At 71.8% G+C, this 12,780-nt stretch carries 12 protein-coding genes; 10 read left to right on the top strand and 2 right to left on the bottom strand.

Features of this window, described 5'->3' with window-relative positions; all coding sequences use genetic code 11:
* Window positions 1-119: 119 nt before the first annotated feature.
* From BJP40_RS24790 to BJP40_RS24775, 4 genes are all read left to right on the top strand, one after another.
* On the top strand, window positions 120-833 hold the full coding sequence (locus BJP40_RS24790; protein WP_071282498.1) for a helix-turn-helix domain-containing protein: 714 nt from the start codon (window positions 120-122) through the stop codon (window positions 831-833).
* A gap of 4 nt (window positions 834-837) precedes the next feature.
* The gene (locus tag BJP40_RS24785; RefSeq protein WP_071264020.1) at window positions 838-1,308 is read left to right on the top strand and encodes an NUDIX hydrolase; all 471 of its coding nucleotides are present in this window, start codon (window positions 838-840) and stop codon (window positions 1,306-1,308) included.
* Window positions 1,309-1,557: 249 nt separating this feature from the next.
* Complete coding sequence (locus BJP40_RS24780) at window positions 1,558-3,345, top strand: glycosyltransferase family 2 protein (protein WP_071282496.1); 1,788 nt, start codon at window positions 1,558-1,560, stop codon at window positions 3,343-3,345.
* Between the two features lie 3 nt (window positions 3,346-3,348).
* Entirely contained in the window at window positions 3,349-5,325 is a 1,977-nt protein-coding gene (locus tag BJP40_RS24775) for a kelch motif-containing protein (RefSeq protein WP_071282494.1), read from the top strand.
* 20 nt (window positions 5,326-5,345) lie between these two features.
* Here the strand turns inward: BJP40_RS24775 and BJP40_RS24770 are convergent, their stop codons facing one another.
* Window positions 5,346-6,377: a glycoside hydrolase family 6 protein gene (locus BJP40_RS24770; protein WP_071282492.1), complete on the bottom strand. Its 1,032-nt coding sequence runs from the start codon at window positions 6,375-6,377 to the stop codon at window positions 5,346-5,348.
* Between the two features lie 171 nt (window positions 6,378-6,548).
* On the opposite strand from BJP40_RS24770, the gene BJP40_RS24765 reads away from it, so the two are divergent.
* The 5 genes from BJP40_RS24765 (at window position 6,549) to BJP40_RS24745 (ending at window position 10,457) form a co-directional block, all read left to right on the top strand.
* The gene (locus BJP40_RS24765) at window positions 6,549-7,058 is read left to right on the top strand and encodes a MarR family winged helix-turn-helix transcriptional regulator (RefSeq protein ID WP_071266947.1); all 510 of its coding nucleotides are present in this window, start codon (window positions 6,549-6,551) and stop codon (window positions 7,056-7,058) included.
* Between the two features lie 51 nt (window positions 7,059-7,109).
* Window positions 7,110-7,442 (top strand): DUF3817 domain-containing protein, encoded by a 333-nt coding sequence (locus tag BJP40_RS24760; protein WP_071282490.1) that lies wholly within the window; start codon window positions 7,110-7,112, stop codon window positions 7,440-7,442.
* An 84-nt stretch (window positions 7,443-7,526) separates the two neighbouring features.
* Window positions 7,527-9,227, top strand: coding sequence for a methylmalonyl-CoA mutase (locus BJP40_RS24755; RefSeq protein ID WP_071266951.1), 1,701 nt, complete (start codon window positions 7,527-7,529; stop codon window positions 9,225-9,227).
* Window positions 9,228-9,402: 175 nt separating this feature from the next.
* On the top strand, window positions 9,403-9,876 hold the full coding sequence (locus tag BJP40_RS24750) for a hypothetical protein (protein WP_071282488.1): 474 nt from the start codon (window positions 9,403-9,405) through the stop codon (window positions 9,874-9,876).
* 89 nt (window positions 9,877-9,965) lie between these two features.
* Window positions 9,966-10,457, top strand: a complete 492-nt coding sequence (locus tag BJP40_RS24745; RefSeq protein ID WP_071282516.1) for a GNAT family N-acetyltransferase — start codon at window positions 9,966-9,968, stop codon at window positions 10,455-10,457.
* Here the strand turns inward: BJP40_RS24745 and BJP40_RS24740 are convergent.
* Entirely contained in the window at window positions 10,444-11,094 is a 651-nt protein-coding gene (locus BJP40_RS24740) for a TetR/AcrR family transcriptional regulator (protein WP_107416857.1), read from the bottom strand. The two genes, BJP40_RS24745 and BJP40_RS24740, sit on opposite strands and share 14 nt — an antisense overlap.
* Window positions 11,095-11,336: 242 nt before the next feature.
* Between BJP40_RS24740 and BJP40_RS24735 the strand changes: the two genes are divergently transcribed.
* A complete protein-coding gene (locus tag BJP40_RS24735) occupies window positions 11,337-12,308 on the top strand; it encodes a tetratricopeptide repeat protein (protein WP_079171442.1) in 972 nt (323 codons plus the stop codon).
* Window positions 12,309-12,780 lie beyond the last annotated feature (472 nt).

Genomic DNA, 12,780 nt, shown 5'->3' with positions numbered 1-12,780 from the left:
CCGCGTACGTTTCCCGCTTCAGGACGTCCTGGTTGCCGTAGAACGTCCCTCGGGAAGTTCGAGTGTCTAGAGAGGGGTTCCGGGTGGGTACTGCGGCGAATCGACGCCTGCGGCTGGTCATGGTGTCCGGAGGGTGGACGTGCGGCGCCCTGGCAGGGGTCGTCGGCGTCGACCCCAAGACCGTTGAACGGTGGGTGAACCTGGGCCGGACCCCGCGGCGTGGGGTCGCGCTGAAGGCGGCGGAGGCCCTGGGGGAGGACGTGCACGAGCTCTGGCCTGCTCTTCGGCAGTCGCGGGCTGCACGTGCTGTCAGCCCCGAGCTTGTCGCGTTGTACGAGCAGAGGGCCGACGTACCCGTGTCCGTGTTCGCGGAACTCGTCGCGCAGGCGCACCGGCAGGTCGATCTGCTCGTCTATGCGGCCGTATACCTGCATGAGGCGTATCCGAGGTTCAACGAGCTCCTGCGTGAGCGAGCCGCCGCCGGATGCTCGGTCCGTATCGCGGTCGGGGATCCGGACAGTGCCTGCGTACAGGCCCGTGGCGTGGAAGAGAGGTTCGGGCACGGCATCGAGTCGCGGTGCCGCCTCGCTCTCATGCACTACCGCCCCCTGCTCGCAACGCCCGGCTTCGAGCTGCGCACCCACGGAACGACCCTGTACAACAGCATTTATCGCGTGGACGACCACATGCTGGTCAACGCGCACGTGTGGGGTGTGAACGCCTACCGGGCGCCCGTGTGGCACCTCAGGCGCGAAGGCCCCGGCGGCTTGTTCGATACCTACGCGGATAGTTTCGCCAGGGCGTGGGACACCGCGCAGGCCGTGGAAGAGTGAGCCTATGGCCAGGACCGAGTACTACGACGATCCGAACGCGCCCCGGCCCAACAGCATGGTGGTGGCGGCATCCGCCGTGGTCACTGATGACGAAGGCCGAGTGCTGCTTCAGCGGCGCCGCGACAACGACCTGTGGGCGCTGCCGGGCGGCGTCATGGACATGGGGGAGTCGCTGCCGGCTGCCGCCGCGCGGGAGGTCAAGGAGGAGACGGGGTTCGACGTCGAGATCACGGGGCTCGTCGGCACCTACACCGATCCCCGTCACATCATCGCCTTCAGCGACGGCGAGGTGCGGCGACAGTTCAACGTCTGCTTCACGGCCCGTCTTGCGGGTGGTGCCCTCGCCGTGTCGGACGAGAGTACGGACGTGCGTTTCGTGGCGGTCGAGGACCTCGCGTCGCTCCCGATGCACCACACCCAGCGGCTGCGCCTCCAGCACTACCTGCAACGGCGCCCGCACCCGTACCTCGGCTGACCCCGCCCCACGCCCGACGCCCGCCTGCCGTCGCGCCCCGCCCGCTGCCCGCCGCGCCCCCGCAGCGGTCCCCGCGGCGGCGGAGTGTCCCGCCCGCCGTCCCGCCCGATGGACTGACGGGCCGTCAGTGTGCCCCGCCAAACCCCCCGCCCCCCGCTTCCCCCGCTCGGACTCCTCCGGTCGACATGTCCGTACCTGTCCCTTTCTGTTGACGTAAGCGATCTCAGTCGACAGGGCTGGAGGCCATTCGTGCACCGGTCGGAGGGCAACGCGCGCACGTACGACTACGACAGCTACAGCCGCCTCGCAGGGCCGCTCACCGAGCCGGAGCCGGCGGGGTACACCGTGCAGTACCGCAGCCTGCTCTCCGACGAGCCCCGGCGAATACGAGCCGTCCTCCTCATGGTCCTCGCCCCGGTGCTGTCCGCGGCCCTCCTCGCGTACCTCGTCTGGCCCACGCACTGGACCCGGCGGGAGGGCGGGGACCGGTGGCTCGTCGCCTTCGACACCGTCATGCTCGTGTCGATCGGGCTCATCTGCCTCTTCATGCTGGTCAACGTCACCTCCATCGCCCACGCCACGCTGATGGCCCGCGACCCCGTCCCCGTACGCCCCGAGCCGGGCACCCGCGTCGCGTTCCTCACCACGTACGTCCCCGGCAAGGAACCCCTCGCCATGGTGCGCGCCACCCTGGAGGGCGCCGTCCGCATGCGGCACGACGGGACGCTGCACGTGTGGCTGCTCGACGAGGGGGACGACGAGCAGGCCAAGGCGCTCTGCGCTGAACTCGGGGTGCACCACTTCACCCGCAAGGGCGTGCTCGACTGGAACCGGTCCTGGGGCGTCCACAAGGCGAGGACCAAGCACGGCAACTACAACGCCTGGCTCGCCCGGCACGGCGGCGGCTACGACTACTTCGCCTCCGTCGACACCGACCACGTCCCGCTCCCGAACTTCCTGGAGCGGATGCTCGGCTACTTCCGCGACCCGGACGTGGCCTTCGTCGTCGGGCCGCAGGTGTACGGCAACTACGCGTCGGCCGTCACCAAGGCAGCCGAATCCCAGCAGTTCCTCTTCCACGCCCTGATCCAGCGCGCCGGCAACCGCTACCGCGCCCCCATGTTCGTCGGCACCAACAACGTCGTCCGGGTCGCGGCCGTGCTCCAGGTGGGCGGCCTGTACGACTCCGTCACCGAGGACATGGCGACCGGGTTCGAGATGCACCGCAGGAGGAACCCGAGGACCGGGCGCCACTGGCGGTCCGTCTACACCCCGGACGTGCTCGCCGTGGGGGAGGGGCCCGCCTCCTGGACCGACTTCTTCACCCAGCAGCTCCGCTGGTCCCGCGGGACGTACGAGACCCTCCTCAAGCAGTACTGGAAGGCGCCTTTCCGGATGCCTGCCGGGCGGCTCCTCAACTACTCGCTCATGCTCGTGTACTACCCGATGACCGCGGTGAACTGGTTCCTAGGCGTCCTCAGCTGCACCCTCTACCTGTGGCTCGGCGCCTCCGGCACGCAGGTCTCCTCCTCGGTGTGGATGATGCTCTACAGCGACGCGGCGGCCCTCCAGATCGGCCTGTACCTGTGGAACCGGCGCCACAACGTCTCCCCCCACGAACCGGAGGGCTCCGGGGGCCTCGCCGGCATGGCGATGTCGGCGCTGTCCGCGCCCGTCTACCTGAAGTCCCTGGCGGCCGCGCTGCTGCGGACCAGCGGGCGGTTCGTCGTCACCCCCAAGGGCCGCCAGGCGAGCCCCGACCGGCTGCTCACCTTCCGCATCCACCTCGGCTGGGCCGCGGTCCTCGCCGCCGCCCTCGCCGCCTCCGTGCACTTCGACCACACCCACGCCGCGATGCGCACCTGGGCCGTCCTCGCCCTGCTCGTCGCCCTCGCGCCCGTCGCCGTCTGGGCCTGGACCACCGCCCGCGAGCGCCGCGCCGCCGCGGCCGCCGCAGCCCCCGCCGCGACCGGGGCCCCCGCGGCCGCCGAGGAACCCGAGACCGCCGCCCTGGCCACCACGACAGGAGGGAACTGACCCATGGCCTACCGGCCGTCGCAGAAGTTCAAGAAGACCCTGCTCGGCGGAGGCGCCATCGTCGTCCTCGCGGGTCTCAACGCCCCCGCGGCGCTCTCCTTCGCCGAGGAGAAGTACCACGCCTACAAGATCGCCCAGCCCGAGTACAAGGCCAGGTACGGCTCCTGGGCACCCGTGCAGGTCCCCGGCGAGTACCGCCTCAACGCCATCCACGCCGCCCTGCTCCGCACCGGCAAGGTGCTGCTGATCGCCGGGTCCGGCAACAACCAGAAGAACTTCGACGCCGGGTCCTTCAAGACCGTCCTGTGGGACCCCGCCGACAACACGTTCACCGCCGTCGACACCCCCGAGGACTTCTTCTGCGCCGGCCACAGCCAGCTCCCCGACGGCCGCCTCCTCGTCGCCGGGGGCACCGCGCGCTACGAGGTCCTCGACGGCGAGGTCACCCGCGCGGGCGGCGCGATGCGCGTCAAGAACGAGAGCCCCGACAAGGCCGTCACGCTCAGGAAGGGGACCGTCTTCCGCTCCCCGTCGGGCGTCGAGTACGTGTCCCGGTTCGACGTCACCGTCCCCAAGGCCAAGCGCGAGTTCACCATCTCGTACTACAAGAGCGGCCAGATGAAGCCGTGGGAGACGAAGGTGACCGCCGCCGAGGCCCGTGTCTTCGTCGAGGCGAAGGAGGAGGGCCCGAAGGGCCTCACGACCCAGGCCGCCCAGTACGAGATCGTCGGCCTGAAGGGCGAGGACGCCCGGAACGTCTACGGGCTGGCCCAGAAGCTCACCACCGAGAAGCAGGACTTCCAGGGCATCAAGTCCGCGTACGAGTTCGACCCCGTGGCCGAGAAGTACGTCCCGGTCGCCCCCATGGCCGACGCCCGCTGGTACCCGACGCTCGTGACGCTGGAGGACGGCCGCGTCCTCGCCGTCTCCGGCCTCAACGACGTCGGCGACATCGTCCCCGGCGACAACGAGATCTACGACCCGAAGACCAAGAAGTGGACCAAGGGCCCCTTCCGCTACTTCCCCACCTACCCGGCGCTCTTCCTCACCCAGGGCGGCAAGCTCTTCTACACCGGTGCCAACGCCGGCTACGGACCCGCCGACAAGGGCCGCATCCCCGGGCTGTGGGACCTGAAGAAGAACGTCTTCACCGAGATCCGCGGCATCGGCGACCCCGACCAGCTGGAGACCGCCGCCTCCCTCGCCCTCCCGCCGGTCCAGGACCAGAAGTTCATGGTCCTCGGCGGCGGCGGCGTCGGCGAGTCCGCCCTGTCCACGCCCCGCACCGCCATCATCGACCTCACGCAGCAGAGTCCCGTCTTCCGCCCCGGCCCCAGCCTGCCCCAGGGCACCCGCTACCTCAGCAGCGTCCTGCTGCCCGACGACACCGTCTTCACCACCGGCGGCTCCCGCGACTACCGCGGCCGCAGCGCCAGCGACATCCTCAAGGCCCAGTTCTACGAGCCCGTCACCAACACCTTCCGCCCGGCCGCCGACCCGACCGTGGGCCGCAACTACCACTCCGAGGCCCTGCTGCTGCCCGACGGGCGCGTCGCCACCTTCGGCTCCGACCCCCTCTTCGGCGACAAGGACAACACCAAGCTCGGCACCTTCGAGCAGCGCGTCGAGGTCTACACCCCGCCCTACCTCCAGGGCGACGCCGCCACCCGGCGCCCCGTCCTCGGCGACGGCCCGGAGGCACTGGACGCCGACGGCCGTGCCACCTTCAGCACCAAGGACGCCGCCAGGATCACCGAGGCCCGGCTCATGCGGCCCAGCGCCGTCACCCACACCACCGACGTCGAGCAGCGCTCCGTCGAACTCGGCCTCACCCGGACCGAGGACTCGATCACCGTCGAGGCCCCCCTCGACCCGACGCTCGTGCCGCCCGGCTGGTACATGCTCTTCGCCCTCGACGCCGAGGGCCGCCCGTCCGTCGCCAAGTGGGTGCAGGTGAAGACCCCGGCGAAGAGCGAGTAGCGCCCAGCCGGGTCCCGGGCTCAGCCGGCCGCGCGCCGCGCCAGGCCCAGCGCGTACTCCGGCCACCACGTCCCCGCCGGCGGGCCGCCCCGGCACGTGCCGTCCGACTCGCCCGGCCGCTTGACCCACAGGTAGGCGTCCACGCGCGGCACGCCCGTCCGCAGCGTCGGCGGCGTGCCCAGCGCCCGCCCCGGCGGATTGCACCACGCCTCCGCGCCCCCGCCGGGCAGCGGACCCGCGCCGTTGCGGCTGGTGTCCACGGTGAAGTGCGCCCCGCCGAGCAGCGCCGACACCTGCGAGCCGAACGCGGTCACCTCGTCCGTCGTCTGGAAGTTCGCCACGTTCAGGGAGAAGCCGTCCGCCCGGTCCACGCCCGCCCGCCGCAGCGGTTCCACCACCTTGCCGGGGTCCTTGATCCACGCCGGGTTGCCCGCGTCCACGTACACCTTCGTGTGCGGCTGCCGCTTGAGCCGGTCCACCGCCTCGGACAGCAGGGCGTACCGCTCCTGGGCCGCGCCGCCCGCGCAGCCGTCCACCAGGTGCGGCACCGCGTCCGGCTCCAGCACCACGATCGCCGGGGCGTCCCCGACGGCGTCGGCGAACGCGTCCACCCACGCCCGGTACGCGCCCGCGTCCGCCGCTCCGCCCGCCGAGTACTGGCCGCAGTCCCGGTGCGGGATGTTGTACGCCACCAGGATCACCGTGCGTCCTTCGTCCGCCGCTCCGCGCACCGCCCGGGTGACGTCCGGCACGGGGTCCCCGCCGGACGGCCACACGGCGGCCGGCTGCTCCGCGATCCGCCGCAGCACCCGCGCGTCCGCGGTGCGCCCGGCCGCCTCGTACGCGCGGACCTGTCGGGCCGCGGGACTGTCGGGGTCCACCCAGAACGGCGACCCCGAGGAGGGCGCGGCGGCCTGGCCGGAGTCGGCCGGGACGCTGCCGGTCGCACGGGGAGCCTGCGCGGTGTTCCCCCCGGGCGAGCAGCCGGCCAGGACGGCGAGCAGGGCGGCGGTGACCGTCAGGCGGGTGGCCGTCAGGTGGTGGCTGGACATCCGGACCCCTTGGGCGGCTGACAGCAGGATGCTGCACATCGTGACACAACAGTCACAATCGGTCAGCGTGCGACACCGGTGGGACACCGTGGGCGCAGCGGGCGGCGGGCTGCGGCGACCAAAGCGTGAGACCGGGCTGACCGCCATGTGACCCCTGGGTAAGGTCGGGGCGTGCCCAAGCCGCTCAGTCTCCCGTTCGACCCCATCGCCCGCGCCGACGAACTCTGGCAGCGGCGCTGGGGTCCGGTGCCCTCGATGGCCGCGATCACCTCGATCATGCGCGCCCACCAGATCCTGCTCGCCGAGGTCGACGCCGTGGTCAAGCCGTACGGACTGACGTTCGCCCGGTACGAGGCGCTGGTGCTGCTCACCTTCTCCCAGGCGGGCGAGCTGCCCATGTCGAAGATCGGCGAGCGGCTGATGGTGCACCCCACGTCGGTGACGAACACCGTGGACCGGCTGGTCAGGGCAGGTTTCGTCGCCAAGCGCCCGAACCCGAACGACGGCCGCGGCACCCTGGCGTCCATCACGGACAAGGGCCGCGAGGTCGTGGAGGCCGCCACGAAGGACCTGATGGCCATGGACTTCGGGCTCGGCGCGTACGACGCGGAGGAGTGCGGGGAGATCTTCGCGATGCTGCGGCCCCTGCGGGTGTCGGCCGGGGACTTCGACGAGGCGTGACCGCCGGGGGTCCGTGAAGATCCGCCCGGCCGCCTGGTTACGCTCGTAGCCATGAAACCCAGCGTGCTGACCCGCTACCGGGTCATGGCCTACGTCACCGCGGTCATGCTCCTCGTGCTCTGCGGGTGCATGGTCGCCAAGTACGGCTTCGGCGTCGGTGAGGACGTCACCTTCATGGTGTCCCAGACCCACGGCGTCCTCTACATCATCTACCTGATCTTCGCGTTCGACCTGGGCTCCAAGGCCCGCTGGTCCTTCGGCAAGCTCCTGTGGATCCTGCTGTCCGGGACGATTCCCTTCGTCGCGTTCTTCGTGGAGCGGAAGGTCACCCGCGAGGTCCAGCCGCTGGTCGCGGGGTCTCAGCCCGCCGTCGCGAAGGCGTAGCGCCACGCACCCGAGGCCGCCGGGCGGACGCGCCCGGCGGTCAGCCATCGACATTTACTAGGACGTCCTAGTAAATTCGAAGGCATGGACGCTGACGCCATCGAGGAAGGCCGCCGACGCTGGCAGGCCCGCTACGACGCCGCCCGCAAGCGCGACGCCGACTTCACCACGCTCTCCGGAGACCCCGTGGAGCCCGTCTACGGGCCCCGGCCCGGCGACACCTACGAGGGCTTCGAGCGGATCGGCTGGCCCGGGGAGTACCCCTTCACCCGCGGCCTGTACCCGACCGGCTACCGCGGCCGCACCTGGACCATCCGCCAGTTCGCCGGCTTCGGCAACGCCGAGCAGACGAACGAGCGCTACAAGATGATCCTCGGCAACGGCGGCGGCGGCCTCTCCGTCGCCTTCGACATGCCGACCCTGATGGGCCGCGACTCCGATGACCCGCGCTCGCTGGGCGAGGTCGGCCACTGCGGTGTCGCCATCGACTCGGCCGCCGACATGGAGGTCCTGTTCAAGGACATCCCGCTCGGCGACGTCACCACGTCCATGACCATCAGCGGCCCCGCCGTCCCGGTCTTCTGCATGTACCTCGTCGCCGCCGAGCGGCAGGGCGTGGACCCGTCCGTGCTGAACGGCACCCTCCAGACGGACATCTTCAAGGAGTACATCGCCCAGAAGGAGTGGCTGTTCCAGCCCGAGCCGCACCTGCGGCTCATCGGCGACCTGATGGAGCACTGCGCGGCCGGCATCCCCGCGTACAAGCCGCTGTCGGTCTCCGGCTACCACATCCGCGAGGCGGGCGCGACGGCCGCGCAGGAGCTCGCGTACACGCTGGCCGACGGCTTCGGGTACGTCGAGCTGGGCCTCTCGCGCGGACTGGACGTCGACGTCTTCGCACCTGGCCTGTCCTTCTTCTTCGACGCGCACGTCGACTTCTTCGAGGAGATCGCCAAGTTCCGCGCGGCCCGCCGCATCTGGGCCCGCTGGATGAAGGACGTCTACGGCGCGACGAGCGACAAGGCGCAGTGGCTGCGCTTCCACACCCAGACCGCCGGCGTGTCCCTGACCGCCCAGCAGCCGTACAACAACGTCGTCCGCACGGCCGTGGAGGCGCTGGCCGCGGTGCTCGGCGGGACGAACTCCCTCCACACCAACGCCCTGGACGAGACCCTCGCGCTCCCGTCCGAGCAGGCCGCCGAGATCGCGCTGCGCACCCAGCAGGTCCTGATGGAGGAGACCGGCGTCGCCAACGTCGCCGACCCGCTGGGCGGCTCCTGGTACATCGAGCAGCTCACCGACCGGATCGAGGCGGACGCCGAGAAGATCTTCGACCGCATCAAGGAGCGCGGCCTGCGCGCCCACCCGGACGGGCAGCACCCCATCGGCCCGATCACCTCCGGCATCCTGCGGGGCATCGAGGACGGCTGGTTCACCGGCGAGATCGCGGAGTCGGCGTTCCGCTACCAGCAGTCCCTGGAGAAGGGCGACAAGCGGGTCGTCGGCGTCAACTGCCACCACGGCTCGGTCACCGGCGACCTGGAGATCCTCCGCGTCAGCCACGAGGTGGAGCGCGAGCAGGTCCGCATCCTGGCCGACCGCAAGTCCCGCCGCGACGACGCGAAGGTGCGCACCGCCCTCGACGGCATGCTGGCCGCCGCCCGCGACGGCTCCAACATGATCGGACCCATGCTGGAGGCCGTACGGGCCGAGGCCACGCTGGGCGAGATCTGCGGGGTGCTGCGCGAGGAGTGGGGCGACTACGTGGAGCCGGCGACGTTCTGAGCCGGTGCGGGCCGGGTCCGGCGGGAGCGCCGGGCCCGGCCCGTTCCGCGTCCGTGCCGCCGCCTCCCCCGGTCCGCGAAGCCCCAGGCCACGGCGGCCCGGGAAGCGCCGCTACGCCGGGGTAACATCCCCTCTGCCCCGGTACGGCGGCACTTCACCGCGGCTCGGGGGGCACATGACGCATCGGACCCGTGACAGCGCACGTCGCGCGGTCTGCCTCTCGGCGGCCGCGGTGCTGCTGGTCGGCGGTTGCGACGTCTTCTCCACCGACAAGACGCCGGAGCGGCAGAAGAACGGCACCGACCCGCTCGAACTGACCGTCAGCGGGCGCCCGACCCCCGGCAGCCTCGCCGTCACCGAGCACGTCCTTGCGCGGCTCAGGGCGCGGGACGCCGAAGGGCTCGCCGACTTCGCCGCCGAGGAAGGCGATCCACGCGCCGACGCGCGGCGGCTGGTGGAGCAGTGGGGCGCCGCGGCGCAGCGCCCGGCCACCGCGGAGTTCTACCCGGGCGAGAAGTACGACCCGTCCGTCACCGTCAAGTTCGCCGGGGCGGGGCCGGAGCTCTCCCTGCTGCTGGTCCCGGAGGACGAGGACGACCCCGGGGCCGACGTCTACGTCGTGCTGCTGGGCGAGGAGTACACCCGGTAGGCCCCCGGGGCGGCACCCTTTGCGCTCGGGGCCCCGGCGGAAAACCGCTGGCGGGGCCCGTGACCGGACTGCATCCTGACCCGATGCGCATCGAGATCCGAGAGGCCCGCGACGACGACTGGCCCGCCGTGTGGCCGTTCTTCCGGCGGATCATGGCCGCCGGGGAGACCTTCACCTATCCGGTGGACCTGGCGCAGGACGAGGCCCGCGGCTGGTGGCTGCTCCGCCCGCCGAACCGCACGGTCGTGGCCGTGGACGCCGACACCGGCACCGTCGTCGGCTCCGCCAAGATGAACAACAACCAGCACGGCCACGGCGCCCACGTCGCCGGCGCCAGCTACCTCGTCGACCCGGACCACGGGGGGCGCGGCGTCGGGCGGGCGCTCGTGTGCGACAGCTTGGACTGGGCCCGGGCGGCGGGCTTCCGCGGGATGCAGTTCAACGCCGTCGTGGAGACCAACCGGCACGCCGTACGGCTCTACGAGCGGCTCGGGTTCCGGATCGTCGGGACCGTCCCCGGCGCGTTCCGGCACCCCGTCGAGGGGTACGTGGGGCTGCACGTCATGTTCAGGGAGCTGTGACCCGGCCAGCCGCCGCGCTGAGCCCGCCGAGGAGCAGGGCCGTGAAGCGTGTCACCCACGCCGCGGTCACCGGCTCGCCGCTCACCAGGGCGCGGTGCACCACCGCGCCCGCGATGACGTCGAAGACGAGGTCGTCGGTGCCGTCCTCCTGGGTGCCCGCCGTCGCGGGCAGTTCGCCGCGGGCCTGGGCGCGGGCCCGGCCCTCCAGGACCAGGCGCTTCTGCCGGTCCACGATCGAGGCGCGGATGCGGTCCCGCAGCGCGCGGTCCCGGGTGGACTCCGCGACCACCGCCATGAGCGCCGTCTTGGCCTCCGGCCGTTGCAGGATGCCGGCGAACTGGTGGACCACGCCCTCGATGTCGGCGGCGAGGCTGCCGCGGTCGGGCAGCTCCAGTTCGTCGAAGAGGACCGCGACGGCGTCGACGACCAGTTCGCTCTTGCCGGGCCAGCGTCGGTAGAGGGTCGTCTTGGCGACGCCCGCGCGGGCGGCGACGTCGCTCAGCGACAGCTTGGACCAGCCCTGCTCGACCAGGGCGGCGCGGGTCGCCTCCAGGATCGCGGTGTCGGCAGCGGCGCTGCGCGGGCGCCCGGGCCGGGCCGGGGCTCCGGCGGGGGGAGCGGTGCGGGGGGTGCGCATGACGGCGACCATACCGGTGAGTAGGTCTGTTGTTCCGGCGCCGCACGTGTGGGGCAGTTCACAGGGGGTGCCTAGCCGGGCCGTGGGTCCGGCGGATACGCTACGAGCCGTAGCGAAAGGGCCGGTCGAGGCCCGGGCGGCGACAGACGACAGTTGCAGGCACCGAGTGGGGACCCGGTGCCGACACCGCGGCGGCAGCCGTGGCGTACCGGTCACGCGCGCGGAGGGGGGAGGATGTAACCATGCAGCCTAGGAACATGTCCATGAGCGGCGTCGTCGACCTCGCCGCGGTGAAGGCGGCCGGAGAGGCCAAGGCGAAGGCGGAGCAGGCGCGGGCCCAGGCGGCCCGGCAGGGCGGGGCGCCGGCGGTGCCGCCGTCCGCGCTGGTGATCGACGTCGACGAGGCGGGCTTCGAGCGCGATGTCCTGCAGCGCTCGGCCGAGGTGCCGGTCGTCCTCGACTTCTGGGCCGAGTGGTGCCAGCCGTGCAAGCAGCTCAGCCCCCTGCTCGAACGCCTGACCGTCGAGTACGCCGGCCGGATCGTGCTGGCCAAGGTCGACGTCGACGCCAACCAGATGCTGATGCAGCAGTTCGGGATCCAGGGGATCCCCGCCGTGTTCGCGGTGGTGGCCGGGCAGGCCCTGCCACTCTTCCAGGGTGCGGCCCCCGAGGAGCAGATCCGCCAGACCCTGGACCAGCTCGTCCAGGTGGCCGAGCAGCGCTTCGGCCTCACCGGGATCGCCGTCGACGCGGACGCCGAGGACGGCGGCGCCGAGGCGCGGGTCGCGCCGGCCGGGCCGTACGACGCCCTGCTGGAGGCCGCGGTGCGCGCGCTGGACTCCGGCGACATCGCGGGGGCCGTCCAGGCGTACAAGAACGTGCTGGTCGACGACCCGGGCAACAGCGAGGCCAAGCTCGGTCTGGCTCAGGCGGAACTCCTGGGCCGGGTCCAGGGCATGGATCCGCAGCAGGTGCGCGAGGACGCCGCCGAGGACCCGAAGGACGTCGCGGCGCAGCTCGCTGTGGCGGACCTGGACCTGGTCGGCGGCCACGTGGAGCACGCCTTCGAGCGGCTGGTCGACACCGTGCGGATCACGGCCGGCGACGACCGGGAGGCGGCGCGGCTGCGGCTGCTGGAACTGTTCGAGGTCGTCGGACCGGACGACCCGCGGGTCGTGAAGGGCAGGGCCGCGCTGGCGCGCGTGCTCTTCTGACGGGTGTTCACCACCCTTTCCGGATGGTTTGACCACCCCGTGCGGCGGACAGCCGCGAGGTGAGACGGGTCGCCGGTGCGGCGGCCGAGCGGTGGACGGCGGCTGCGCTTTGCCAAAACTTGGCAATCGCAGCCGCTGTTACTTGCAGTAAGTCAACGGCGCTCTTATGTCCGGCCATTCCGCGATACATGGCCTTTTGCCGAACCCGTCGGTAGCACGGTGTGTACCTGCGCGGCCCCGCGCCGTCGCAGCCGGTTTATCGAGCCGTTACTAGCGGGTAACGAACCCCCTTGTGCCCCGGGCCCGAATGGACCACGATCGGCGTCGCTCGGTCCGAATCCGCACGAGCCCGGCAACCAGCCGTGCCCGCGGATCCGGGTCCCCACCGAGTAGGCCGGCGGCACTGTCGCGCCGGCCGTGGACAGGGGGGTTCCCGCCCACCGGCAGGACCTGTCCGAACGGGCCGCGGGCG

The sequence above is a fragment of the Streptomyces sp. CC53 genome, from assembly GCF_001865245.1.
In the GTDB taxonomy this organism is placed as follows: Bacteria; Actinomycetota; Actinomycetes; order Streptomycetales; family Streptomycetaceae; genus Streptomyces.
Note: the sequence above shows the minus strand (reverse complement) of the source record. Positions and strands in the feature narration are given on the sequence as shown.